At 70.0% G+C, this 23259-nt stretch carries 22 protein-coding genes; 2 read left to right on the forward strand and 20 right to left on the reverse strand.

Features of this window, described 5'->3' with window-relative positions:
* Positions 1 to 72 precede the first annotated feature (72 nt).
* The 18 genes from ACZ5FU_RS26675 to ACZ5FU_RS26760 all read right to left on the reverse strand — a co-directional run bounded on the left by ACZ5FU_RS26675 (position 73) and on the right by ACZ5FU_RS26760 (position 19032).
* On the reverse strand, positions 73 to 468 hold the full coding sequence (locus tag ACZ5FU_RS26675; protein WP_469047055.1) for a hypothetical protein: 396 nt from the start codon (positions 466 to 468) through the stop codon (positions 73 to 75).
* Positions 469 to 533: 65 nt separating this feature from the next.
* Positions 534 to 1550 (reverse strand): hypothetical protein, encoded by a 1017-nt coding sequence (locus tag ACZ5FU_RS26680; RefSeq protein WP_469047057.1) that lies wholly within the window; start codon positions 1548 to 1550, stop codon positions 534 to 536.
* A 151-nt stretch (positions 1551 to 1701) separates the two neighbouring features.
* Complete coding sequence (locus tag ACZ5FU_RS26685; RefSeq protein WP_469047059.1) at positions 1702 to 2244, reverse strand: hypothetical protein; 543 nt, start codon at positions 2242 to 2244, stop codon at positions 1702 to 1704.
* 240 nt (positions 2245 to 2484) lie between these two features.
* Positions 2485 to 5274: a DUF5682 family protein gene (locus tag ACZ5FU_RS26690; RefSeq protein WP_469047061.1), complete on the reverse strand. Its 2790-nt coding sequence runs from the start codon at positions 5272 to 5274 to the stop codon at positions 2485 to 2487.
* Entirely contained in the window at positions 5271 to 6392 is a 1122-nt protein-coding gene (locus tag ACZ5FU_RS26695) for an ATP-binding protein (RefSeq protein WP_469047062.1), read from the reverse strand. Before ACZ5FU_RS26695 ends, ACZ5FU_RS26690 begins: the two co-directional genes overlap by 4 nt.
* Positions 6393 to 6459: 67 nt before the next feature.
* The gene (locus ACZ5FU_RS26700; RefSeq protein WP_469047063.1) at positions 6460 to 7917 is read right to left on the reverse strand and encodes a VWA domain-containing protein; all 1458 of its coding nucleotides are present in this window, start codon (positions 7915 to 7917) and stop codon (positions 6460 to 6462) included.
* Positions 7914 to 9302: a hypothetical protein gene (locus ACZ5FU_RS26705; RefSeq protein ID WP_469047064.1), complete on the reverse strand. Its 1389-nt coding sequence runs from the start codon at positions 9300 to 9302 to the stop codon at positions 7914 to 7916. The genes ACZ5FU_RS26700 and ACZ5FU_RS26705 overlap by 4 nt, the downstream gene beginning before the upstream one ends.
* Positions 9302 to 9814 carry a hypothetical protein gene (locus ACZ5FU_RS26710; RefSeq protein WP_469047066.1) on the reverse strand — a complete coding sequence of 171 codons (513 nt, stop codon included), beginning with the start codon at positions 9812 to 9814 and terminating at the stop codon, positions 9302 to 9304. Before ACZ5FU_RS26710 ends, ACZ5FU_RS26705 begins: the two co-directional genes overlap by 1 nt.
* A 329-nt stretch (positions 9815 to 10143) precedes the next feature.
* Entirely contained in the window at positions 10144 to 10428 is a 285-nt protein-coding gene (locus ACZ5FU_RS26715; RefSeq protein ID WP_469047068.1) for a DUF5983 family protein, read from the reverse strand.
* A gap of 178 nt (positions 10429 to 10606) precedes the next feature.
* Entirely contained in the window at positions 10607 to 12661 is a 2055-nt protein-coding gene (gene ligA, locus ACZ5FU_RS26720) for an NAD-dependent DNA ligase LigA (RefSeq protein ID WP_469047070.1), read from the reverse strand.
* A 167-nt stretch (positions 12662 to 12828) separates the two neighbouring features.
* Entirely contained in the window at positions 12829 to 13335 is a 507-nt protein-coding gene (locus ACZ5FU_RS26725) for a hypothetical protein (RefSeq protein WP_469047071.1), read from the reverse strand.
* 99 nt (positions 13336 to 13434) lie between these two features.
* Entirely contained in the window at positions 13435 to 14328 is an 894-nt protein-coding gene (locus tag ACZ5FU_RS26730) for a Mom family adenine methylcarbamoylation protein (protein WP_469047073.1), read from the reverse strand.
* Positions 14328 to 15284 (reverse strand): hypothetical protein, encoded by a 957-nt coding sequence (locus ACZ5FU_RS26735; protein ID WP_469047074.1) that lies wholly within the window; start codon positions 15282 to 15284, stop codon positions 14328 to 14330. Before ACZ5FU_RS26735 ends, ACZ5FU_RS26730 begins: the two co-directional genes overlap by 1 nt.
* An 8-nt stretch (positions 15285 to 15292) precedes the next feature.
* A complete protein-coding gene (locus ACZ5FU_RS26740; RefSeq protein WP_469047076.1) occupies positions 15293 to 15619 on the reverse strand; it encodes a hypothetical protein in 327 nt (108 codons plus the stop codon).
* A 106-nt stretch (positions 15620 to 15725) separates the two neighbouring features.
* Positions 15726 to 17057, reverse strand: coding sequence for a PH domain-containing protein (locus ACZ5FU_RS26745; RefSeq protein WP_469047078.1), 1332 nt, complete (start codon positions 17055 to 17057; stop codon positions 15726 to 15728).
* Positions 17054 to 17611: a PH domain-containing protein gene (locus ACZ5FU_RS26750; protein WP_469047079.1), complete on the reverse strand. Its 558-nt coding sequence runs from the start codon at positions 17609 to 17611 to the stop codon at positions 17054 to 17056. Before ACZ5FU_RS26750 ends, ACZ5FU_RS26745 begins: the two co-directional genes overlap by 4 nt.
* Before the next feature lie 91 nt (positions 17612 to 17702).
* Positions 17703 to 18248: a hypothetical protein gene (locus ACZ5FU_RS26755; protein WP_469047080.1), complete on the reverse strand. Its 546-nt coding sequence runs from the start codon at positions 18246 to 18248 to the stop codon at positions 17703 to 17705.
* A 376-nt stretch (positions 18249 to 18624) separates the two neighbouring features.
* On the reverse strand, positions 18625 to 19032 hold the full coding sequence (locus ACZ5FU_RS26760) for a hypothetical protein (protein WP_469047082.1): 408 nt from the start codon (positions 19030 to 19032) through the stop codon (positions 18625 to 18627).
* A 274-nt stretch (positions 19033 to 19306) separates the two neighbouring features.
* Here ACZ5FU_RS26760 and ACZ5FU_RS26765 point away from each other — a divergent pair, with 274 nt between their 5' ends.
* The gene (locus ACZ5FU_RS26765) at positions 19307 to 19996 is read left to right on the forward strand and encodes a hypothetical protein (protein WP_469047084.1); all 690 of its coding nucleotides are present in this window, start codon (positions 19307 to 19309) and stop codon (positions 19994 to 19996) included.
* A gap of 322 nt (positions 19997 to 20318) precedes the next feature.
* Positions 20319 to 22115 carry an adenine nucleotide alpha hydrolase family protein gene (locus ACZ5FU_RS26770; RefSeq protein WP_469047085.1) on the forward strand — a complete coding sequence of 599 codons (1797 nt, stop codon included), beginning with the start codon at positions 20319 to 20321 and terminating at the stop codon, positions 22113 to 22115.
* Positions 22116 to 22591: 476 nt separating this feature from the next.
* On the opposite strand, the gene ACZ5FU_RS26775 is transcribed toward ACZ5FU_RS26770, so the two are convergent.
* Complete coding sequence (locus ACZ5FU_RS26775; protein ID WP_469047086.1) at positions 22592 to 22936, reverse strand: hypothetical protein; 345 nt, start codon at positions 22934 to 22936, stop codon at positions 22592 to 22594.
* Positions 22933 to 23247 (reverse strand): hypothetical protein, encoded by a 315-nt coding sequence (locus ACZ5FU_RS26780; protein WP_469047088.1) that lies wholly within the window; start codon positions 23245 to 23247, stop codon positions 22933 to 22935. The genes ACZ5FU_RS26775 and ACZ5FU_RS26780 overlap by 4 nt, the downstream gene beginning before the upstream one ends.
* Positions 23248 to 23259: the final 12 nt, after the last annotated feature.

Below are 23259 nucleotides of genomic sequence, written 5' to 3' on the forward strand. Positions count from 1 at the left end.
TGCGGCAGGGTGGTGAGGTCCGTCCTGATCCGCCGGGGCAGGCCTCAAGCGAGTCCGGGGTGGGTGCGCCGGTCAGCCGAACTCGAGCGGGACATCCTCGGCCGCGCACAGTTCCAGGAGCAGGACCAGCTCCGTCCCGTTCCGCTGGTCGTAGTCCCAGGCGATGTCGCCGGGGTCGATGGTCTTCCCGATCTCGGCGAGGGCGTCGCGAAGGGCGGGCGCCAGCTCGGCAGCTTGATCAGGGGTCAGTTCTCCTCGGTCGTCAACGTGGCCCAGGAGGTGGCGGAGGGGACTGGACACGGTGGCCCAGTCCTGGTCGCCGCCGAACAGCTGCATCTGTTCCAGGTCGATCCCGAGGTGCCTGACCAGGCGCTGGCGGAACTGGCCGAAGCCGAAGTAGGACCACTGAGGCCATGGGTCGTTGGGCAGGCGTCCCGTCTTACGGCCTGCTCGCAGGGAAAGTGCCACTGTCGCCGTCCTCTCGGTAGCTCGGCGCCCGGCCAGGCTGCCCCGTGGCGGCCTGGCCGGGCGGACTAGGCGGCCCGTCCGGTGATTGCGGTCGTGTTGATCGGGCCGTGGATGCGGGTGCAGTCGGACATGGCGCGGGAGAACGGGCGCCCGCTGGGACCGGCGAGGGTCACTTGGGGGATGCCGGTCGTGGGGTGGTTCCCGGGGTCGGAGTCGACGACTCGGGCGCGGGCCTTGGTGTAGCCGGTGGTGCGGTCGCCGCCGGTGATGAACTGGACGATGTCACCGTTGCCGATGCCGTTTCCCTCGCGGCCCACCCGCTCGGGGGTGTGGGTTCCCATCAGGACATGCCGTTCGTAGGCCATCGCGGGGGTCAGCTCGTAGTCCCAGTCGTAGGGCAGGTCGTCGAGGGTGACATCGCGGTAGTGCCGCTCGATGGTGATCTCCATCGGCGTCAGGCCGTACGGGCTGCGCGTGCAGCGCAGGCAGTTCTCCGCGTCACCCTGGCCGGGGAGACGCTGCGCCAAGTCGTAGTCGACCGGGCCGTGTTCGCGGCGGTGGTGCTCGGCGATGCGGTCCCGCTCGGCGCGGGCCTCGTCCCCGGTGTGCAGCATCGGACTGCGCCCGAACAGGTGGTAGTAGACGATGCTCGCTTCGTTCGGGGCTGCCGGGGTGGGCTCCCCGGGGCCGGGCAGGTCCTCCCACCGGATCGGGCGCGACGTCTCGATGGTGTGGTGCTCTACCAGCCGGTCCACGACCATCCACTCCTGATGGAAGGCCCCGTAGGAGCGGACCGCATCCGGAACGGTGATGACGGGGGAACTGGCCTCGGTGGTGGCGGAGTTGCGGTGCCGGGAGTGGATGCACCAGCCCGCGCGGTGCACACGGGCGAGCAGCAACTCGTGGTCGGGCTCGACGATTGTGTGACGGTCGGGGCGGTGCGGCTCGGCTGGCCGGAACGATATGGCTACCGCAGGCTCGCCCGGGGCGCAGGTGCGGCGCAGGTGGGTGACCGTGTCCAGGTGCAGGCCGTCGCGGACCAGCGCCCCGACGTACAGGTAGTCGGCTTCGATGTTCAACACGTCAGCTCCAGGGGCAGAGGTTCGCTGCGTTTGGTGGCGGGTGTCGTGGCTGGACCGCTGGTTCCTCGGACACAGGCACGGACGGGCGCCGCCCTGCCGCCTCGGTGAAGGTGAGGCCGCAGGGCGGGGGGTCTTTGAGCGCGGGGATCGGTCAGGCGGTTCGCGCCAAGCGCGGCGGGGAGACGCATCCGGCCGGCAGGCCCAGAACCTCGGCGACGGGACGGGCGCCGGGCATCAGGTGTGCGGGCACCTCGTCTCCGTCCTCGTCGAGGACGAGGCCGCGCCGCGCCAGGTCGGCCGCGTAGGCCTCGCGGCGCTCGCGCTCGGCACGCCGTTCGTTCTCGATCCGCAGCTGGCGGAGCGTCTCGTCACGCAGCCGGAGAATCTCGAATACGCCACGTTCCAGTCGGTGGCAGTGCCACTTGGCGAGCAGCCAGTCCAGCTGGACGTGCCTGTCGTACCACTCGGCGACCAGGACACAGGATCGTGCGATGACGCGCCCGATGTGCTGGCCTGTGGCGTCGTAGACCTGCCAGCCGCGCAGCGGCATGAGGCCGGTGCGGTCCTTCGGGAGTTGCAGGGCTTCGATGTCCTCGATGGCGAGTTCGGCCGGGGTCATCGGGACGGCGGTCACCTGCTCGTCGCCCACATGGAAGATCTGGAGCGGGGAGCGGGGACGAGCGGCGGTGATCATCAGGTGACCTCCTTGAGGAGTGATGAGGGGAGCGGGGAGACGGCTCGGACGTACTGGGGCCGCCGCCAGGGCGTATATCCCTCGCCTCTGGTGATCTCAGGCTCCGCAGCCTACCGAATGTGGAGTTGTCGAGTCAACGCTATTTTCGGGTGGCCGTCGGAGGCTACGGGCTGGCTCACCGAACCGCGGATCCGCCGTTAGAGCGCGACGGCGGATCCGCAGCATGCTGCTACGACATCGTCATGGAGTCGCGAGCAACAGTTCCAGCGCCGAAGCCGTATCCGGGTAGAGCCCGGCAAGCACGGCGCCCTCTGGGGCCGCGTCGGCCGTCTCCCACGTCCCGCGGCAGCCCAGCAGGTTGGCCACGGCGTCACATGTCGCCGGGTGTGCGGCAAGCAGTACTCCGCTGCGGCCGGAGCGACGTGCCGACGCCACCGGCACGCTGTCCGTCCGCTCCTGCCACGGCGGCACCCACTCGTCCAGGGTCGCCAGACGGCCGGGGAAGATGCGCCCCGCCTCACGGGTCAGCAGGGGAGCGAGGTCGGCGCCTCCGGAGCGCAGGGTTGTGATCAGGGTCGGCAGCCACGGCAGCAGCACCGGGTCGGGCAGACGGGCGAACGCGTTCGACACCGCCTCCACGACGAAGTCCGTCAGGCCCGGAACAGGCACCAGGGCATGCAGGAATCCGCTGAGGTAGCGCGGATAGGCCGGCACGACCAGGGGGTTGCTCAGCAGGTCGTCACACAGGGAGCGAAGTTCCGCGCGGGAAAGCTGCCCGAGCTGTACTTCAGCCGCCCACAGCAGCGCCACCCTGGACGGCTCCTGCGGATGCGACTGGGCGAGGGCCAGTTCCAGCTGGGCCCGGTCACAGCCGAGCGACAGCGCGAGGCTCTCCATGCTGAACAGGAAGCCGAGCATCGCGGCGACCTGCCGGACGGTGGCGTCCTCGTCCACGAATGCCGTCGGCAGGAGTGTGCAGTAGTGGGCGTATCCGGCCTTGACGAACGACTCGATCCACGACGGCAACTCCGGCTCGCTGGTGCGGTAGAAGGCCAGCAGCCGCCGTACCCGGCGCAGTACCTCGGGTGCTCCGTCGACGCTGCGTTCGGTGGAGAGCACCTCCAGGGCGCGGGTCCCCAGTTCGTCGGCGAGGCGGCGGCTGCGCAGATAGAGGGTCGCGTCCTCTACGGCCTGGAGGACGGTCGCCGTGGTCGCCTGCGGACCGTACGCCGTACGCCGAAGACGCTGTTCCAGGACCTGCTCGATGCTGACGCCCTCATAGCCGAGTTCGATGAGAGCGCGCTGGTGGGTGCCCAGCGCCAGGTCCCACGATTCCTGGATCGGCCGCTCGCCGAGCCGCCGCTCGCCCATGATCGGCCGTGCGGCGTTCTGCGGCATCAGGTAGCGCAGCATCCACAGGACGTCGGAGCACTGCTCCAGGTGCGGCTGGGAGGCGATGTCCAGCAGCGCCCGCTGTACGCCGCGCTGCTGGAGTTTCAGGTTGAGCGGTGCGAGCCGGTCGTGTACGTCGCGGGCGAGGGGAGGCAGCGCGTCGTAGCCGACCTGGCCTACGCGGTCGCCGCCCATCATGATCTCCACGATGCGGCGCACGTCGCGCCGCCCAGGGACAGCGTCCTTCTCGATGCAGGTGACGGCAGCGTCCTGGAAGTCGTACGGCGTCGGCCGGACACGATCGCGCATCCCGGCCAGCAGGATCGACGTCTGGAACACGGCGATGGCGTCGGCGGTGGAAGCGAGGTAGCCGTTGCGGCGCGCGGCGCGTACGACCTCCACCGACCACCCGAGCAGTTCGGCCTCGTCCAGTCGGTCCAGGACGGGCGGCTGCTGCAGAAATCCGGTCAGCTTGTCCGAGGCGGGAACCGCCGGGACGGGCGCGGCCGCGACAGCGGTCTTCTTGGCCCTCGTCTTCTTCCCACCTGCCTGACCCGCGAGCTGGTGCGGCCGCACGCGCGTGCGCTTGAGGTTTTTCGCCCACTCCGTCGCGGCGATCGACACCGAGCCGGCGGCGAGGCCGAACTGTGCCTCGATCGCCGCGTGGCTGGACGGGATGAGGCCGTGCTGCCACTTGGTGGCGGTGGGCGGGCTGATGGTGAAGGTGTCGCTGCCGTGTACGCCGAACTCGGCGACCCGGCTGGCGGCGTGGAAGGCGCCGCAGACGTACAGGCCGTCGGCGGGATCGGTGCCGGTCGCGGTGAGGTGCTCGCGCATCCGGGTCCACATGTAGCGCTCGCGGTCCTCGTCCACGCGCACCCGGGACGGGTCTCCGGGAGCGAGGCGGCGGAACAGGCTGCCGATCAGGAGCATGACCTGGCGGTAGGTGTCGTGGTCGCTGTCGCCGAGCGGCAGCTCGACGTACTGGTGCCACCACTCGGACCAGTGGCGGACCCGGCCGTGGCGCAGCAGGTGCTCCTCCAGTTCGGCGAAGCGCGGCCGCAGGTCGCCCATCTCGACGCCGACCGCGTCGCCGTGCAGCGCGGCCTCCTCCTCGGCGGGCGGTGCGTCGGGGGCGGCCGAGGAGGGTGCCCCGCGCGTGTCCCACTGGAAGACGTGGTCCGAGGAGCGGTCGACCAGGACCAGTTCGACGCCCGGGGTGTCCAGCGCATAGGCGATCGCCTGGTACTCGGCGGAGGCTTCGGTGATCGGGGCGACGACCGACAGCGGGGACCACTCGGCCGGGAAGCCGTCGACTTCGCTCGCAAAGGCCTGGACGGCCACCGGCAGCTTGCAGTTGCGCAGTTCCGGCAGCAGCGGCGCCATGTCCTCGCACAGTTCGAGGTACACGACCTTGGGCTGCTTCTCGCGCAGGCGGCGCGCCATGGCGAGTGCGGAGGCGGGGGAGTGGTGGCAGACCGGGAAGATCTCCAGGGGCTCGCGCACGGCGCGGTCCACGTCGTCGACGATGCCCAGGAGGATGCCCTCCAGCGCGTCGGGCCCGCCGGCGAAGGCCTGGGCCGCCTGCTGCAGCTGGGCGCTCAGCGCGGTGAACGTTCCCTCGTCCACGGCGCTCACGACAGGGTGGCGATCGCGTCGCGGCCGCCGTCCAGGAACTCCGGCCAGGAGCCGCCCTCTTCCCTGCTGCGCGGCTCGACGACGCCGTGCAGGTACTTGCTGAGGATGGCCAGGTCCTCGGGCGCGCGCCGGGCGAGGGAGCCGACGAGGGAGGAGGCGAGGGTGTGGGCGGTCAGGGCGCGTTCGCCGAAGAAGTTGCTGTGCAGGATCGCGTCCTCGAGGACGCCGATCTGCTCGGCGCTCGACAGCGCGGATTCCAGCCGCTCGTCGTCGCTGCCCGCCGCGGCGGCGGAGGCACGCAGATCGGCGAAGCTCTGCAGCAGCACGTCCAGCAGGGTCGGCGGGACGTCCAGCTCGATCTGGTGGCGGCGCAGGAGTTCCTCGGTGCGGAAGCGGACGATCTCCGCCTCGCTCTTCTTGTTCGTCACCACCGGGATGCGGACGAAGTTGAAGCGGCGCTTGAGCGCGGAGGAGAGGTCGTTGACGCCCCGGTCGCGGCTGTTGGCGGTGGCGATGATCGAGAAGCCGGGCTTGGCGAAGACGATGTTGTCGCCATCGGCGCCGTCGAGTTCGGGTACGGAGATGTACTTCTCCGACAGGATGGAGATCAGCGCGTCCTGGACGTCACTCGTGGAGCGGGTGAGCTCCTCGAAGCGGCCGATGGTGCCGGTCTCCATCGCGGTCATGATCGGTGAGGGGATCATCGACTCGCGGGACTGGCCCTTGGCGATCACCATGGACACGTTCCAGGAGTACTTGATGTGGTCCTCGGTGGTGCCCGCGGTGCCCTGGACGACCTGGGTGGAGTTGCGGCAGATCGCGGCGGCCAGCAGCTCGGCCAGCCAGCTCTTGCCGGTGCCGGGGTCGCCGATGAGGAGCAGGCCGCGGTCGGAGGCGAGGGTGACGATGGAGCGTTCGACGAAGCTGCGGTCGCCGTACCACTTCTGGGAGATGTTCCGGTCGAGTCCGTCGGCGCGCTCGGAACCGAGGATGAACAGGCGGACCATCTTCGGGGACAGGCGCCAGGAGAACGGCTTGGGGTTGTCGTCGATGGACTCCAGCCAGTTGAGTTCCTCGGCGTACGCGATCTCGGCGGGGGCGCGCAACATCTCGGGCATGTCAGGGCCTTTCGAGTGTGTGGGTGTCTGAGGGCTCGTGGGAGAGGCGGCGTCTGGGCGGTGATGCCTAGGCAAGGCGGGCCTTGAGTTCGTGGATGAGCTTGCGGATGTGTCCGGAGATCACCGGCGTGCCGAGGTCCTTGAAGCGCTCCCGGAACCACGGGTTGACGCTGCTGCCGCCGGAGCTGGTCACAGAGCCGACCGGGATGAACGTGGCCCCGGAGCGGTGGATGGCGGCCATGGCTTCGAACAGCGGCTCGCTCTGCCACTCGTAGAAGTCGGAGATCCAGACCACGACGGTGCTCTTGGGCTCGGCGATCTTCGGCTGGGCCAGGGCCATGGCGACGGTGCCGTCGGTGCCGCCACCGAGGTTGGTGCGCAGCAGGGTCTCGAAGGGGTCGTGCACCCATGGCGTGAGGTCGAGTGCCTGGGTGTCGTAGGCGATCAGGTGGACGTCCACCTTCGGCAGCCCGGCGAAGATCGAGGCGAGGATGGTGCAGTTGACCATCGAGTCGACCATGGAGCCCGACTGGTCCACGGCCACGATCAGCCGCTGGGGCGTCGTCTTGCGGGCGGTGTGCCGGTAGTAGAGGCGGTCGACGTACAACCGCTCCTCCTCCGGGTCCCAGTTGGTGAGGTTCTTCCAGATCGTGCGATTGAGGTCGAGGTTGCGGAATACGCGCTTGGGCGGGATCGAGCGGTCGATCGCGCCGACCGTGGCCTTCTCCACCTGGGTGCGCAGCACCTCGGCGACCTCGTCGACGAAGCGGCGGATCAGGGCCTTGGCGTTGGCCAGGGCGACGCCGGACAGGTTGTTCTTGTCCCGCAGCAGCTGCTCGATCAGCGACATGCTCGGGGTGAGCTGGGAGGCGAGCTTGGAGTCGGCGAGGACTTCGCGCAGGTGCATCCGTTTGACGAGGTCGGCCTCGATGGCACCGAGTTCGGGGCCGATGGCTGGGATCAGCCGGCTGAGGTCGGGCGTCGTACCGCGGCCGCCGGTCCCGGTCGGGCTGGCTGCTGTTTCTCCGGTGTCGGTTCCGGAGCCTCCGCCTGCCTGGCCGCCGCGCAGTTCGCCGGGCTTGCAGCCGAGCGCGCGCTCCAGCCAGCCCGCGTCGGACTGCCAGCCCGACAGCTGCTCGGCGGTGACCGTTCCGGAGCCAGAGCTGAAGGCATTGAGCAGCACCTTCGAAGCCAGCGCCGCTCTCCGTACCTCGGCGGCCCGGTCCCGGGCACCGTCGTCGGGCTCGGGGGTCATCAGGCCGTCGAACTCGGCGGCCAGTTCAGGGTGGCGCTGCACGATCGAGTCGACGGAGGCCCGGGGGTCCAGGAGGGCGGGCGGCAGGCCGATGTCCTCGACGACGGCGAGGCTCGCCGACTCCAGCGTGGCCTGCTCCTCGGGGTCGAAGAGCCGGGCCAGCAGCCTCCAGTACAGGACCTGGCGCCGGTTCTCGTCGGAGTCCACGGCGTGGCTCTCAGGGCTCGCCGGGGCCATGCCCGGCTGGTGGGTGTCGGTTGTGTCGGTCATTTCCGCAGCAGCCTCCCGGCCCGCTCGCGCAGCACCGCCACGGTGTCGGTGGCGGTCTTCTCCGCCTTGGCACCGTCCTTGTCGGTCGTGCCGCCTGCCCACGCCCCGGCATGCACGGCGACCACCGTGTTCCGCACGGTCTTCTCGACCGCGAGCGGCTGGATGCGATACATCCCGGCGTCCCAGTGCAGCAGGCCGATGCACGCGCTTGACGCGGCGACGGCGTCAGGGGTGAGCGGGCCGGCAGCCGGGATGAGGTCGGTGTCGACGGCGAGGGAGTGTCCGGCGATGGTGAACGTCAGTGCGCCGTCGTCGCGCTGGGTGGTGTAGCCCTGCAGGAACACGGGAGCGGCGATGTGCGCCGGGTGCCGGTCCAGCGGAGCGGCTGCCGAGGCCGTGGCGGCGGGAAGGGCGACGCGGGCGGTGGCGAAGGCGTCGGCGGGCTCGCCCGGGCGCGCCTGATCGTCGCTCCAGATCAGGTCGCCTTCGGCGGTGATCGGCATGTCGGTCAGGTTCATCGAGAGGCCTTCGCCGACGGCTGCGAGCAGCGACATGTGCGGGCGCAGCAGCTGCCAGATGCCGGCTCCTACGATCGTGTCCGGCTTCGGCACCGACATGCTCGCGCGTACCAGACGGGCGGGGCTGCCGTCGGCGGGCTCGAACACGGCGTGGACCTGGACCTGGGCGGCGGTCGCGTGCTCGTGCAGGTCGACGCCGAGCGGCAGCAGGCGCCCCGTGGCGGTCTCGGTCGTGGTCGCGGCCAGGGCGCCGGGCAGGGTCAGGAGCATGGCTCGTGACCACAGATCGCCCCAGCGGCGTGCCGGGATTCGTTCCAGGGTCGCACCCGGGCAGGAGGCGGCGAGTTCGGCGGCGAAGCCGTCGAGGAGGATCGACAGGCGGCGCAGGGACGGGTCCTGGAGCATCGCGGAGACCACCTGCGCCGATCCGGCGATCAGGTCGTGGTCGATCCCCTGCCATCCGGTGCGCGCCAGATCGGACAACCATGAGCGGGCGGCGGCCAGCAGGTTCGCTCCCTGAGGCTCACCGGGCACGTGGGCGGTCTGCTCGCCGTGGCTTCGGCCGGTGGCCTCCTCGATGCGCGTCATGAGCGCGTCGTGGACGGAGCCGAGCAGTGCGGTGCGGGCAGCGGACAGGGCGATGAAGTGGTCCTCGCTCGCTGCTCCTGTCGTCGCCTTCTCCGCTGCCTCGGCGACCCGGGCGGCCAGCGGCGTGCCAGAGACGGCGTCGGCGAGTTCGGTCAGGGCGGCGGAGTGGGAGGGCTGGGGACGGAGCAGGCCGGCGGTGAGAACCCGGTCGAAGCCGTCGACCGCAGCGAGGGCTTCGTCCATCCCGTCGATGGGCTCCGTGAGCAGGTCGGTGCGCATCACACCACCGCCCTCGTCGGCGGGAAGAAATGCATCTCCGGCAGCGGCTCTGCGGTCGGGCCGAGTTCGAGGTACGCCAGGTGGCGCAGGAACCGGCTGAAGACCGGCGCGGCGGCCGTGCGGTCCGCCTTTGGCGGTCGGGAACTGGCCATGGCGTACTCGAGGCTGTGCGCGCTCGGTTCCGCTGGCGCGGTGTCGATCCGCAGGTAGCGGGTGACGCGTTCGAGGCCGTACTGAAGCACCGCCTCGCCCACCAGGGCGCGGATGTGGTTGCAGAAGCCTCCCCGGGCGCCGCCGCAGGGCCGGTTGTTGTTGGTGCTGCATGCGTACGCGTAATCACCGGCCGCGATCGACGAGACGTAGACCCGTCCGACGTCCGAACCGCTGGACACCACGCCCTGCAAGCGTCCGTCGGCCAGTTCGACGAACGGGACCTTGGCGAGCTTGCGCGGCCGGGCGGGTTGTATCACCCGGGCTGTGCTCGACTTCTCCCATGCGGACAACGGCACCATCTCCAATGTGTCGAGGGGCCCCGCGCCAACGGGCGGGGGCGCAGCTGAAGCTACGGGCGGGCACTGACATCGCCGATGACGGCCGGGGCTTGCGGGTGCGGCAGTGGCCGTGCTGCGGGATTCAGGCGCGGGTGTGGGGAGTTGCTCTCCCGGTTACGGGCTCCGCGGGGGCTGGGAGACCGCTGTACGAGCCCACTTCGTGTGCCGGGATCACATTCTACCGGTATTGGGGTTGTCTGGACAACGCCAAATACCGGGTGGGGCCGGGAGCCAGGAGTGACGAGGTGGCGCCCGGCCCAGCCGGCGGTTCGCGAATCCGTGCGCCGGAACTATCGGTCGAAGGTGGGAAGAGCGTCAGTCTCCGGGGCATCAGCGTCGAAGAGGACGTAGGCGCAGTCGTTGGCGCGGGCCAGCTTGACGATCGGGAGCAGCTCCGCAGGCACGTCGGCCTCGTGGGCGAACCCGTCGCCCTCCGGCGCGTACATCAGCCAGCCGTACTTCGTCCGGTAGGCCAGAACTCCTTCGTAGCTGCTGAGGCTGTCGCAGGTCGTCTCGCGGAGGTGGGCGGTGGAGAGGTCGAGAAAGTTACGGATGACCGGGCCGGACGCGGACATGTAAGGCTCCCTTGGTCGGCCCCCGGGGCGTGGGCGGCGCGTGCAGAGTTGGCGGGGTCGGCTGGACCTGCTGGCCGATCCAGCCGGGCGCGGACGCCAGGTCGCGTCGGTGGGGCCGGAGGTCGCCTCCCGCCCCACCGGGACCTGGGCTCGGCGGCTGCCAGCGGGCAGCCGCAGGTCAGTTGATGTAGTCGGCGACGATCTCGGCGAAGGCTTCCGGGGTGAGGACCGTGACGCCCAGTTCCGCGGCCTTGATGGCCTTCGAACTCGGCTTGCCGCCTGCCGAGGGTGCGGACACCAGGTAGTGCGTGTTGGCGCTGACGCTGCTGCCCGCGCGTCCGCCCGCCCGCTCGATCAGGGCGTTCATCTCGGACCTACTCAGGCTTTCCAGAGGTCCGGCCATCTTGCCGGTCACCACGACGACCTTGCCGGTCAGCGGCCCCTGGCCGCTCGCGTCGGTCTCCTCCTGCGGCTCCTCCATGTTGACGCCCGCCTTGACCAGCTTGTCGATGACCGGCGCCAGGGCGGCGACCTGCTCGACGACGACCGGTGCCTTCTCGGTGCCGATGCCCTCCACAGCCTGCATGGCCGCTGCGTCGGCCTGGCGAATGGCGTCCATCGTGCCGAAGTGCCGGGCGATACGGCGGGACATGCTGCGACCGGTGCCCAGCACGCCGAGTGCGCAGAAGATGCGGCTGAGCGGGCGGGACTTCGCCGCCTCGATCTGCTCGGCGAGCTTGACGGCCCGCTTGGAGCTGCCGGAGGCGGCGGTGAGCTGTTCCAGCGAGAGAGTGAACAGGTCGGCCACATCCGCGACGGCACCCGAGTCGACCAGGGCCTTGACGTAGGTCTTGCCCAGCCCGTCGATGTCGAGCATTTCGCGACCGGCGGCGTACTCGATCAGCGCGGGCAGTGCGCAAGCGGTGCCCTTCGCGCAGCGCCACCGCTCCTGGCTCCGGTCGATTTCTCCGCCGCAGTTGGGGCACGCCATGGGCAACGGCACCTCTTGCGCGCCTGCCGGGCGGCGCTCGACGACGGCGGCCTGCACACGTGGGATGATTTCGCCCGCTTTGTACACGATGACCGTGTCGCCAAGGTGCAGGTCGCGGCGGCGGATGTCGGCGGGGTTGTGCAAGGTGGCCCGGGTAACCCTGGACCCGGCGATCTCGACCGGGGTGAGCACGGCGGTCGGGGCGAGGACCCCGGTGCGGCCGACCTCCCAGACCACGTCCTCCAGCACGGTCTGCCGTTCGACGGCCGGAAATTTGAACGCGGTGGCCCAGTGCGGGAAACGGCTGCCGACGCCCGCCGCGGCCTGCTCGGCCGCGTCGTTGAGCCTGATCACGACACCGTCGATACCGAACGGCAGGTTCGGGCGCATGACGGCGATCTCGTCGATCCCCTGCTGCACCTCGGCGAGGGTGTTGACGACGTGCAGTCCGGCAGGGGTGGCCGCGGTGGTCTGGACCCCGGCCTCGGCGACCGCGGCCAGGATCTCGGCGTGGGTTGCTCCGGCGGGCAGGAAGGCTTCCCCGCCGAGTTCGACCGCGCCGTACGCCCAGAACGTCATCCGCAGCCGGTACGGGCGGTCCTTCGCCCGCAGGGTGCCGGCCGTGCCGTTGCGGGGGTTGGCGAAGACATCCGCCTTGTAGCGGGTTCGGACCTCGTTGGCCGTCTCGAACTGGGCCTGTGTGAACAGTACTTCTCCGCGCACTTCGACCGTGACCGGTACCGGGAGCTGCTCGGGGAGACCGTCGATCTGGCCGATGTTGTGGCTGATGTCCTCACCGTGGCTGCCATCGCCGCGAGTGATGATCTGCACCAGCCGACCGGACTGGTACCGGGCAGCGACGGCCGCGCCGTCCATCTTCAGATCGAACGCGTACCCGCCGACCGGCGCATGGCCCAGGCGGCGCTGGACGGAAGCACCCCAGTCGATCAGGCCCTCGGCGTTGAAGACGTTGTCGAGGCTGAGCAGACGGCTGGTGTGCGCGACGTCCCCGACCGGGGCGGCGCCGTCGCCGACCTGGCCGGTGGGGGAGTCCGGGGCGACGTCCTCGGGGTGTTCCGATTCCCAGGCCAGCACGGACCGGCGCAAGCCGTCGTAGGCGGCATCGTCCAGCGGGCTGTCGCCGTCGCCGTAGTACGCCCGCGACGACTCGCGCAGGCGATCGAGCGCGGCCTCGTAGTCGGCGCGGCTGGTCAGCGCCTCATCGGCGGGGAGAGTTGTCATGCAGATGATCCTCTCGCAGGGGACTGACAATGCCCGGCCGCTGAGGGAGCGACGGTGCTCGCCCAGCGGCCGGAGGGGAGGGCGTGGTGAGGGTGCGGAACCTGCCGAGGCGGGCCCGGACGCTCGCGGTCGACGGTGTTACCGGGGCGGCGCCATCTCGGCGCTGACTATCGGGGCGCCTCGTAGCGGATGCTGACCGTGTTTTCCTCGACGGTGAGAACGCAGTGGGCCTGCCAGTCGCAGCAGTGCTCGGCCTCACCGTGGAGTTCACCCTTGACGTGGTGGTCGAAGGTGAATCCGCTGAAGTCCACGTCGTCAGGACGCCGCGGCGCCGGAGGAAGCTGCTGCGCAACGGCACCCGGGCGTAGGAAGTGATCCACGATGTACTGAAGCCACTCATCGGCGTCGTCGAAGCTCGTGCTGCCGTCCCACTGGATGCCAGTACCGTCGTCGGTGGGCACCCAGTTGCACGACAGGCCCGGTTGCCCGTCGGGGGGCCGGTTGTAGTCCACGGGCCCAAGCTCCTCGTAAGGAACGTCTTCGCGCGTGGAATAGGGCCCTTCGCGGCGGCGCATCCGCCGACTGACGGAGAAGCTGCGCAGGAACGCGGTCTCGTGCGGGTTGAGGGGCGGGCTGACCGTGAGCGTGCCGGTGGGAGGGACACTGAAATCCATGGGCCGCGCTCCTTCTGGTGGAGTGGATGCCGACGCAAAGGTCGAGCCCAGCAGGATCAGGGCTGCCACCCTACCGAATTAGAAGTTGTCTGTGCAACTCTATATTTGACGCTTTTTCGGGTACGGGAGGGCGGTGATGACGGATCCCGAGAGGCTTGCGGACGCGCGCCGCGCGCGGGGACCGATCCATAGCCTGTACCTGTGATTGCCCCCGTGGTCCATCACCGTCGCCCCGATCGTAAGGAGGGCCTCCTCCAGCCACTCCCCGCCTGGCTCGCCCGGGCTGCGGGGGCGGGCGCCGTAGGTGACCAGGCGGCGCTCGATCCCTGCATGTCCGCGCCCGGCATGGTGGCCGGCCGCGCGGACCTTGGCGATCGCGCGGTCCGTGAGGATGGACGCGTCCGGCAGAACGGTCAGCCGGCGCGGACGGGTCCGGCCCAGATACTCCATTCCCTTGGCCTGATAGATCGTCCCGTAATGCCCTGGATGCACCAGTTCGGGGCCGGTCGGAGTCATGCGCTGCCGGGGCTCGGGATCGCTGTGCGCGACGATCCCCTTGACGTTCCGGGCCGCCGCCAGCCGGAACGCGCGGGCCTGGAACCACGTCTCGGCGTTCGCCGGCACCTCGTCGAGCAGCACCAGCCGGTTCAGCTCCAGCGACTCCACATACGGGGTGAGCCTCTTGAATGGGCCTTGAAGAACACCGACGTGCATCGGGATGCCCAAGGTGAGCACACCCACCAGCCGCTCGCCCGCCGTGATGTCGTACAGGTTGTAGACGAACCGGACTGCGGGCCAGGAGCCACTGTAGTGGTGTGCGAGGACGAACGCCTTGGCCATCCCGAACTGCCCCGTGGGAACCTCCCGTACGAGATAGCGAGCTGGGTCGAAGCCGCCCTCGTGCGTGGGGCGCCAACTGTGGCGGCGATCGCGCCAGCGCTGGCACACCTCTCCCATCTCGATCTGCTCCTGGATGTACAGCGCGGCCGACATCAGCGGTCCCCCGCAGGGGCGGCCGCGCGGATGATCCCCTCAGCCGCTTCGGTGCCGTACTGCGCGACGAGGTAGCTCACCTGCTGAGCGAGGCCCCGGTTGTTGACGTCGTCGGCTGCCTGGCGGCCGGCCTCGTCGTAGACAGCGTCGGCCGCCGCGGGCGCGTCGGTGGCACCGGTGTCGTTGCACACGTCGCTCGCATAGCGCGCGGCCGCGTCGTGCACGGCCTCATCGAGGTCCGCGGGGTCGACGCCCAGCGCCTCGGCGAGCGCCAGCAGGCGCGCGCTGGCTTCGGTGTCCGCGGGGGCGAGAGGAGCCGCGGATTCGATGTCCACCTCGGGGCCCTCCTCGCGGTGCTCGCCTCCGTGCTGCTCGACGAACTCACGCAGCAACTGGACGTCCAGCCAGGAGTACTGGCCCGAGCCGAGCGTCCCGTCCTCGTAGCGACTCCAGCTCTCGGGCCCGGGTACCCCCGCCGGTAACTTGATCTGAACGGCCGCGTAGGTGTCCGTGTCGAGGTGCTTGAGGCAGCGGGCGTCGGGGTTGGCGAGTACGGAGATGACGATGCCGTCGGCCAGCCGGATCCGGCACGGCTGTTCGCCGGTGCCGTGCCCGATGAGGTGGTCCAGCAAGGGTGAGTTCACGGTGTGCTCCTCGGGGTGGGCGGTGACGCGACGCCGGCCGGACCGGTCCTCGGCGGCGGTGTAGCAGCTGAGGCAGGCAGGACCGTTGCGAAGCGTCGTTCCGGGGTGGGAGGCGGCGTCGCAGACGCCCGGCCTGGTCGGGTGGTTGCCCCAGCAGTGGCAGGTGCAGGTCTCGGTGCCGAGTTCGAGCAGCGTGGGGTCGTACGACCGCTCTTGGGGAAGCGCCCCGGTCCGGGCCCACTCGCGGACCTGCCAGCGCATGTGCCGGATTGCCTCGTCGAGCCAGCTGGGATTCGCGGATTGGAGAGTCATGGGGGCCTTCACGTACGACGACCGGTGGCGGGGCGGGGGTCGGGAAGGAGGAACACGGCGTTGGAGAAGTCCAGTTGGATCTGGTTACCGATCCAGTCCCGGGCGTAGCGCAGGTGACGGCGGCGCAGCGCGGATGTCACTTCGAGGACGGCGCCGTCGGCGCGGCGGCCGTTCGGCTCGAGGACGAGGCGGCCCTGGACGTCCTCGGTGACGTCGAGCCAGAGCGGGGCGTAGCGCTGCCACCAGGAGAGCGGACGGGGGAACCCGGGTGCGCCTTGGGCGGCGAGGGCCTCGGACACACGGACTTCGGACTGGTCGATGACGAGTCGCTGCACAACTCCTCCTGCGGTGAGGCTGGTGGTGCGATGGGGGCGGGCATGCGCGCCGTGCCGGCGGGGCGCAGGGCCCCACCGGCACGAGCAGCGCGTTTTGGTCGCCGAGCTACGGCGCGGTCATCGGGGCTGCTCCGTGCGGCCGCGGTGACCGCAAGGCGCTCGTCGCCCACGACGATGTGTGGTCGACCGGCTGTGCGGAGCGCATCGAGTCGGCGTAGAGCCTGGTGGCGAGCTCCGCTGCCTCCTCGGCGGTGCGATGGGAAGCCGGCACGGCGTCCCCTCCGGCCATGTGCGCGTGGACGCTCGCCAGTCCCAGCCTGCGCTGCCACGGGCCCTGGTCGGCGTCAACGGTCTGGATCCGTGCGGTGGGGCAGACCGTGGTGACGTTGCGGAGGAAGAACCCGCTCCAGGAGGTGAAGTACCCGTCGCCGAGGCGGTATCCGAGGGCCCGGTGGAAGGGGGTGGCCATCCGGGCCTTCGGTGGTGCCGGGATGGGATCGTGCAGGTGCGCCACGGCGCCCGGGCCGAGGAGGTGGAGGACCATCTTCTCGGCGACCGGACGGGGGCAGACGGGCACCAGCAGGCCGGGGACGCGGGCTCCGGCGACGGAGATCCTGACCTCGACCCAGTCGAACCTGCGCCACAGGATCGGCTGATGGATCTCGATCGAGGCGACGCGGGTGTCCCGGTAGGTGCACTGCTGGGTGTCGAACATGCCGAAGTCGGTGCGGTAGGTGCCTTCGGCGGTTCGGGTGACGGACCATCCGCTGCAGACGAAGAGCTTCTCGCCGGTCAGCCGCCAGAGCCTGGGGACGAACGCGATCAGGGTGGAGAGCGCGAACAGCTCGCCGGACAGGGCGTACGGGAGGATGCCGAAGACGGCGAGGACGAGGGAGGAGAGGTTGGTGCCGGCGTCGAGGAGCAGGGCGAGCCCGAGGTGCTTCAGCTGTACCTGGTAGAGCTTCTCGTCACCGGTGTCCTCGGAGAGGATGCGCGCCTTGAGCGTGCGTGCCTGGTTGAGGGTGAGGTAGGACAACGTCATCGTCGTGCCGGACATGATGACCTGGAGGGTGCAGACGCCGATGAGCCTGCCGAGGAAGGGCCGGTCGATGTCGACGCTCTGCACGTGGCGGAGCTCGCAGTCACGCCGGACCTTGAAGAGCAGGCCGCTGCGGTAGCGGAGGACGTCGCCGTCGAGGCTGTAGCGGCTGTGCCACCACGAGGCGGCGAACAGGCCGACGGTGCCGACGACGATCACCGAGGCGATGACGCAGGCGGCCCACAGCGGTACGTCGATCTTCCCGTTGGTCTCGGAGGGGCCGACGTTGAGGAGGTCGCGCTGGTTGTAGGCCAGGCTGGCGAGCCCGATGAGCACGGCCCAGCTGTGCTTCAGGGGGGTGACCGGGTGAAGGCGGCCCTGGAGAGGCTGCGGGGTCATACCGGCAGCCTCCGCTTCCGCGCGAACTCGGTGAGCTGGTTGCGTAGTTCCTGCGCGGTCCGCGGGTCGATGTCGTCGATGGTGTCGCTTCCCGCGGCGCTGCTGATCGTGAGGGTCGCCAGACGGAAGCGGCGCTGGAGAGGGCCGGAGGAGACGTTGACCTCCTGGATCCGGGCGTAGGCCAGGACGACGAACTTGCGGAACATCAGCCCGGTGCGGACGTAGAGCTCCTCGTCGTCGAGGTGGTAGCCACGGAAGGCCCAGGCGGCCCGGATGCGGTTCCAGCGCCAGGCGTAGAAGCCTGCCGGGAGCACGGCTATGAGTGCCATCCACGCGTCCCACCAGCCGAACATGTCGTGCCAGTCCCGGGACCTGGTCACTGCCATATACGCGGTGCTGGTGATCATGACGGCCAGCGCGCCGAGCAGGACGGTGATCCCGAGAATGGCGAGCGCGGCCTGGACACGGTGGAAGCTGACGGTGCGCTCGGGCTGCCGGGTCAGCTCGGCAGCGTCGAGAGTGAACGGTGGTTCGGGTTGGATGCCGCGGACCATGCAGTCGTCCTTCGTCTGGGAGGCGGGATTCGGCGAGTGGTGGGCCGAGGCCGCGATCGGCCGGGCCCCGGCCGATCGCGGGCGCACGGGTTCAGAGCCCTTCGGCGAGCCGGTCGAGTTCGGTGGTGACGGCGGGCCGAAGGGTGCGCCGGCGGCCGAGCCTGGAAGACCCGAACGGCTGGTCGCTGGCGCCGATGGGGCCGTAGTTGGTGTCGATGATCCACTGCCTCTCCTGCGGCAGACGGGAGAGGCGGTAGGCGCCCTGGTTCACCAGACCGCCCTGCTCGAAGAGCAGCAGCTCGGCGTAGAGACCGGTGATGTCGCCCTCGGTACGCCTGCGGATGGTCGGCACGAGTGCGACATGGGACACGGGCTCGGGCTCTTCGTCGGTCATGACGATGAACGCCGCGGCACTCGCGAGGGGCTGGACGACGTTCTGGGCGATCTCCCAGGCTGCGCGGTTGTGCGTGTGTGCGGCGAGAACCATCCATCGGGCGCACGCGATCGGGTCGTGCGTGATGGCCGTCGACAGTTCCAGCGGGGCGAGCTGCTGGAGCAGTTCGGCCCTGCCGACGGTGGCCAGATACCAGATGCGCTGCTCGTCGGTGCGGATGGTGAGCGCGGTGTCGTCGTGCACGGTCAGGATCCCTCCTGCGGCCGGGCTCGGGTCTTGTGTCTCCAGCCGAGTTGGCTGACCGGGTCGCTGGCCTGCTGCGGCGCGCTGTTATGGGAGACCTCAGCGCCCGCCGTCGGCGGCCCAGCGCGGGCCGGTCGGGGAACCCCCCGTGGTTGGCGGGGCTCCGCGCGTCTCGGGCGGGGCGCCCATCCTAGCCAATTAAGCGTTGTTGATTCAACCCCGTTTCTGTCGGAAAGAGGTCCCGGCGGCACGGGGGACCACCGGGACATCTTGGATCAGGGTAGGCGCACGCACGGGCGGATGTCCCGCTTATCGCACGGTCTGACCACTGCGTGCCTCGGCCTGCGCGTACTCGTCGGCGCTGTACGGAGGCCCTTCAGACGGACTCCGAGGCGACCCGTACGCCGGCAACGTCCATCCACATCCGAGAGATGACCGGGTTCTGCCCTGGATGCCGTTGCCGATAGGTGTCGGTGAGCAGATACGGGTCCATGCCGATCGTGTGCAGTACCACTGAGCCGGGCGGAAGAGTCTGGTCGGCCAGCAGACTCGCGATGGTCAGCGACCGGTACAGCGTGGTGACCGGCTCGTCTGTCCTCAAGGCCTGCCAGGGCCGCCCGTCGCGCGGATCCAGCACAGGCATCCAGGTGCCGTCGTCCTGCTCCCGGTGGTCGACGAAACCGGCGACGCCCGCCATCACCGCGTCGTAGCTTTCCCCCGCGGTCGCGTAGCCCAACGGCTGCTCCTGCCCGGTGATGTAGCCGAGCCACTCGGCGCGCTCCATGACGAACGGGGTATCGCACACCCCGTCTGGAGGAGGTACCGGTCGCGATCGCCGCGGCTTGCTCTGCTTGCGCCTGCCCATGTCCTTACCAACGAGGGGTCACGCAGTGGGTAATGCCCATGGCCGGCCGGTGCCCTGGCCGACCATCGTCTCCTTGTCACCGCACGGGACGTCGGCAACCAGGCTCCGACGCGATGGGTGGCAGGGGCGGCACCGGGCTCTTCTTTCCACGGTCGGTCCCGGCAGTGTTACCGAGGCGAGCACACTGATGCCCATGACTTTGGGATTGACCAGGGAAGAGGAGGCCGGGGCGTTCGAGGGCGTGATGCCCTGGCTGCGTGCCACCGGCGAGATCACCGATGCGGTTAAAGCCAAACTCGATCGGCCCCTGGCCGCTTGGACGGGCACCGCGGACCATGACCTGTTCGACGCCAACGACCACATCGAGGACCGCCCGACTCCGCTGGAGAAGAAGATCGCGGCCCTGGCGCCGCGTCCCATGTGGCGGATGGAGCGGATCTGGCTGCCGGACGGCGAGTCCAGCCCGGAGGAGGACGAGGCCTACGAAAAGGCCTGCGTCGAGATCGACGGCCGGCTGCTCCACCCCAGATGCCTGGAGGCCTACACCGACTTCGCCTACAGCTGCGCCGGGCTGAACGAAGGCGAGGGCATCGACAAGGACGGAGTCCCCGGCGACCTGGAAGAAGCCCTGGAATGGGCCGAGGCCGGTGTCTGGCTCATCCAGCAGTCGCTGCCCTTCCCCTTCCGCGACGTCCTCGAATACGCGCCGATCGATAACCGCCCGGCGATCCGGATGCTCTTCGCCTACGCCACGCTCCTTCGTGCCAAGTCCCCCCGCAAGGCCACACCGTGGTTCAGAGCCCTGGTGTACATGGACCCTCAGGACCGGATCGGCGCCCGCTACTTCGTCCCCGGCGGCACGCACCGGGCCAAGTCGCGCTGACCCAGATCGGACGGCTCTTGAGAGGATCTGACCCGTGGACCGGTGCGGAGCGCTACCCGGACGCTGCACCCGCACCGCGGGAGCACCGCCACACCTCCTGGCTCCGCCGTGAACGAGCCTTTTGACGAACTTGGTCCGCCAGGTCCTCGGGGCACGGATGCCCAAACACCTCCCAAGCCCTCCATTCAGCCAGGACGGCATGGGCCGTCGTCCTGTGTCGATAGGGTCACAGTTGGTCTGTGCTGGAAGGAGCTGAGCGGTGGGCTGGTCCTTTCCGGAGAGCTCCTCGCATGGTTCGCGGACGTAGAGAAGGGGCGCAGCGGTGAGCGTGGAGGAACTGGGGCGGGACATGGCGGGACTCATCGCGGAGATGGCGGGCCGGTATGCCCGTGAGGACGGCGACAGAGGCCCCGCGCTGATGCCGCTCGGCGGCGTCGGGCGGCAGGAGGGCGAGCGGGTCGTGGACTTGGACGCTCCGCTGCTGGGCCATGCCACCCGCGAGATCCGCGACCTGCTCAAACGCGGAGATTCCTTCGGGCTTCACATCCGCGATGTGAAGCGCGCTGTGCACCTCGACCGGCGCGGGTGCCTGGCACTATTGGCCGCGAGCGTCGACGCCGGGTACCTGACCGCGCCCGAGGACCTTAACGAGATCCAGCACTGCTCCAACTGCAGTACCGACGACTGTGAGTACCACGACTACCGGACCTGGACGCTGACCCCCGCCGGACGGAGCCTGGCCCACGCCTCTGGCCGCAAGCCGTCCACCCGCAAGAACGCCGACGCGCTGGTCGACAAGGTCGTCAAGGCCGCGCGGGCAGTCAATGCCGACCCCGATGCGACGCTGTGGTGGGTCAAGGAGATTCGCGCGGTGGGCCCGTACGCCGAGCCCGGCCAGGAACCGCTGCTGCACATCGACCTCGCCGTGGACCTGCGGCCGCGCCTGGATGACCCGGCCGAGCAGCGCAAGGCCGAGCAGCGTCTGCGCGATGCCGCCCGGGACCGCGGAGAGCGGGCGCGGGTGTGGGACATGGTCGGGTACGGCCACTGGCGTACCCGACTCGCGCTCGCCGGGCACAGCAAGGTCGTCCGGATGTTCCATCACGCCGGGGAAGTTGAGGGGCGGCTGCTGTTTCGGGAGGAGCGGGATCTGACCGTCTCGCCGGTGGCCACTGTGCCCTATCAGCGGCCGGCGGAAGTGCCGCTGAAAAACTGCTCGTGGTGCGGGCGACAGGTCCAGGCGGCGCGTGTCGCCCTGCGTGGTGCCCCGGTGGCCTCCTCCCCCATCGGGCTGTGCGAGCAGTGCCTGTCGCTGGGCTGGACCGATGATCTCCAGTACCAGGGCTCCGCTGAGGTGTGGTCGTGGCGGGCGGTCCGCGAGCTGCGTGCGACGCTGCCCGAGGAGCCGTTCCATTCGTCCGGGTGTGCGCTGTGCGGGCGCACCGAGGCGGTGGAGCGGCCGTGGTGGCCGGGCGACGACCGCGACGGCTCGGGTGGGGGCGGGCATGAGCCGATCGTGCTCCGGTTGTGTGACGTGTGCCCGGGGCTGCTGCAACTGGTCGACACCTCCGGCCGTGAGGGCTGGTGGTGCGCCCGGCACGAGCTCGCGTGCCTGGCCGGCATGCACGCCCTCCTGCACCGCCGGGCCGGTGTCGAGGAGGTAGCCGCCGACGCGAAGAAGGCCCGTAAACGGCCGCGGCTGACCGCGGTGCACCGGGACGTGCTGGCCCGGGTGGACGAGCACGGGGCTCTGTCGGCCCAGGACCTGGACCGCGCGCCGTTCAGCCAGAACCACCAGGACTATCGCTGGTGGCAGGTGCGGCTGGCCCACCTGTTCGACCACCGTCTCGTCGCTATGGTGCGCGACGGAGATGAGGAGGCTCGGGAGCTCGTGCGCAGGACCAGCGAGCTGGAGCGGGACCTGGCGGCACAGCTTCGTGCGCTGCACACGCCAGGACCGATCTGGGACGACGAGCGGGTCGTCGAGCCCGCGCCGCCAGCAGGCTGGGCCGAACTTCGGGCCCAGGCCGATCAGGAGGCGGACCGGCTAGACCGGGAGGCGCTGCGGCGGCGTGCGGATCATCCCGTTCCCGAAGCTCCCCGTGGCCGCTGGGGGTAGCCATCAGCGCCGTCGGCGCCCCGTCTCGTTGTCTCCGTCCCGGCGTGTGCGGGGTGGTGAATCGCGTGTGACAACACCCCATGCCGAGCTGCCTGTTCGTGCAGCCCACGCAGAACCTGGGCGTACACCCCGTCCCACGGGCCGGCGGGCCAGTGGACGCCGCCGATTCCCTCCGGACTGAGGTACGCCACCTGCCACCGGCCTTTCCCGGCCCCGGTGATGCGGGGCTTGATGTTGGTGAGCGCGAGGATCACGGTGCCGTCCCGGACCAGGCGCCGCCAGAAGACTGCTCTGGCCCCTCTCCATGCGGCGCGCGCCTCCTGCCGGTCACTGGTCTCCAGCACGGTCTTCCAGTCGCCCGGCTTGGGGAAGGCGCTCTTGGCCGTCTGTACCCGGTACTCGGGCATCACGCCTCCGAAGCGGTGGGGTCGGCTGGGGGCGGTCCGACGTCGGGACCGCCCCCTGTCAGGGTTGTTTCAGTCCCGGCGGGGGACGCGGGCGTGGCAGAGCCGGCAACGGGTCACGCCGCGGGATTCCGAGGGCGCGTGCCGCCGGTTCTCCGCCACCGGGCACCGCCTGGTCACGCGCAGGGTGTCCAGTGCCTTCTTCGCCGCCGCGATGAGGGCGCCGTTGTAGCTCGTGCCGTGGCTCGGCAGAGCGGCGATGGAACGGGTGTGCGTGGCGAGGGCATCACGTTCGCCCCGGAGAAGGGTGAGTTCGCGGGCCATGGCGCCGACCAGGAGGGCGGCTGCGGTCTCCCCGAGGCTGTCGAGGTGTTCGGCGACCTGCTCCGGGGTGAGGCGAGGGGGCGCGGTGCTCATCGGGCTGTGCTCGCAGTGTCAGGCCTCGGCCGGCGCAGAACCCGACCGTCGCGCGTGACGGGATGGGCGTGCCGGGCGCCGTGGTGCGGGCAGACGATCGCCGGGTTCTTGGCGCAGTTCGTGATGATCGTCGCGGCGTAGAGCGTGAGCTGGTCCTGGTGGTCGTCGAATCTGGCGGCGATCCACAGCCCTCCGGCGCCGGTGTCGGGCTGGAGTCGGACACTGTCGCCGATGGCGAGGTCTCGTAGGTTCTCGCCGTTGTCGAGTTCCACGCTGGAGGTGGGCAGGGTCAGCGAATCGATGTGAGCCAAGGTGCTCCTCCT

The sequence above is a fragment of the Streptomyces sp. NPDC031554 genome (genome assembly GCF_055580685.1).

What these genes read in the sequence shown, in the direction of transcription:
- ACZ5FU_RS26685 (WP_469047059.1), bottom strand. Translation starts at nt 2,244, where the DNA reads ATGATCACCGCCGCTCGTCCCCGCTCCCCGCTCCAGATCTTCCATGTG.
- ACZ5FU_RS26695 (WP_469047062.1), bottom strand. Translation starts at nt 6,392, where the DNA reads ATGCCCGAGATGTTGCGCGCCCCCGCCGAGATCGCGTACGCCGAGGAA.
- ACZ5FU_RS26700 (WP_469047063.1), bottom strand. Translation starts at nt 7,917, where the DNA reads ATGACCGACACAACCGACACCCACCAGCCGGGCATGGCCCCGGCGAGC.
- ACZ5FU_RS26705 (WP_469047064.1), bottom strand. Translation starts at nt 9,302, where the DNA reads ATGCGCACCGACCTGCTCACGGAGCCCATCGACGGGATGGACGAAGCC.
- ACZ5FU_RS26710 (WP_469047066.1), bottom strand. Translation starts at nt 9,814, where the DNA reads ATGGTGCCGTTGTCCGCATGGGAGAAGTCGAGCACAGCCCGGGTGATA.
- ACZ5FU_RS26715 (WP_469047068.1), bottom strand. Translation starts at nt 10,428, where the DNA reads ATGTCCGCGTCCGGCCCGGTCATCCGTAACTTTCTCGACCTCTCCACC.
- ligA (WP_469047070.1), bottom strand. Translation starts at nt 12,661, where the DNA reads ATGACAACTCTCCCCGCCGATGAGGCGCTGACCAGCCGCGCCGACTAC.
- ACZ5FU_RS26725 (WP_469047071.1), bottom strand. Translation starts at nt 13,335, where the DNA reads ATGGATTTCAGTGTCCCTCCCACCGGCACGCTCACGGTCAGCCCGCCC.
- ACZ5FU_RS26730 (WP_469047073.1), bottom strand. Translation starts at nt 14,328, where the DNA reads ATGTCGGCCGCGCTGTACATCCAGGAGCAGATCGAGATGGGAGAGGTG.
- ACZ5FU_RS26735 (WP_469047074.1), bottom strand. Translation starts at nt 15,284, where the DNA reads ATGACTCTCCAATCCGCGAATCCCAGCTGGCTCGACGAGGCAATCCGG.
- ACZ5FU_RS26745 (WP_469047078.1), bottom strand. Translation starts at nt 17,057, where the DNA reads ATGACCCCGCAGCCTCTCCAGGGCCGCCTTCACCCGGTCACCCCCCTG.
- ACZ5FU_RS26750 (WP_469047079.1), bottom strand. Translation starts at nt 17,611, where the DNA reads ATGGTCCGCGGCATCCAACCCGAACCACCGTTCACTCTCGACGCTGCC.
- ACZ5FU_RS26760 (WP_469047082.1), bottom strand. Translation starts at nt 19,032, where the DNA reads ATGGAGCGCGCCGAGTGGCTCGGCTACATCACCGGGCAGGAGCAGCCG.
- ACZ5FU_RS26765 (WP_469047084.1), top strand. Translation starts at nt 19,307, where the DNA reads ATGACTTTGGGATTGACCAGGGAAGAGGAGGCCGGGGCGTTCGAGGGC.
- ACZ5FU_RS26775 (WP_469047086.1), bottom strand. Translation starts at nt 22,936, where the DNA reads ATGAGCACCGCGCCCCCTCGCCTCACCCCGGAGCAGGTCGCCGAACAC.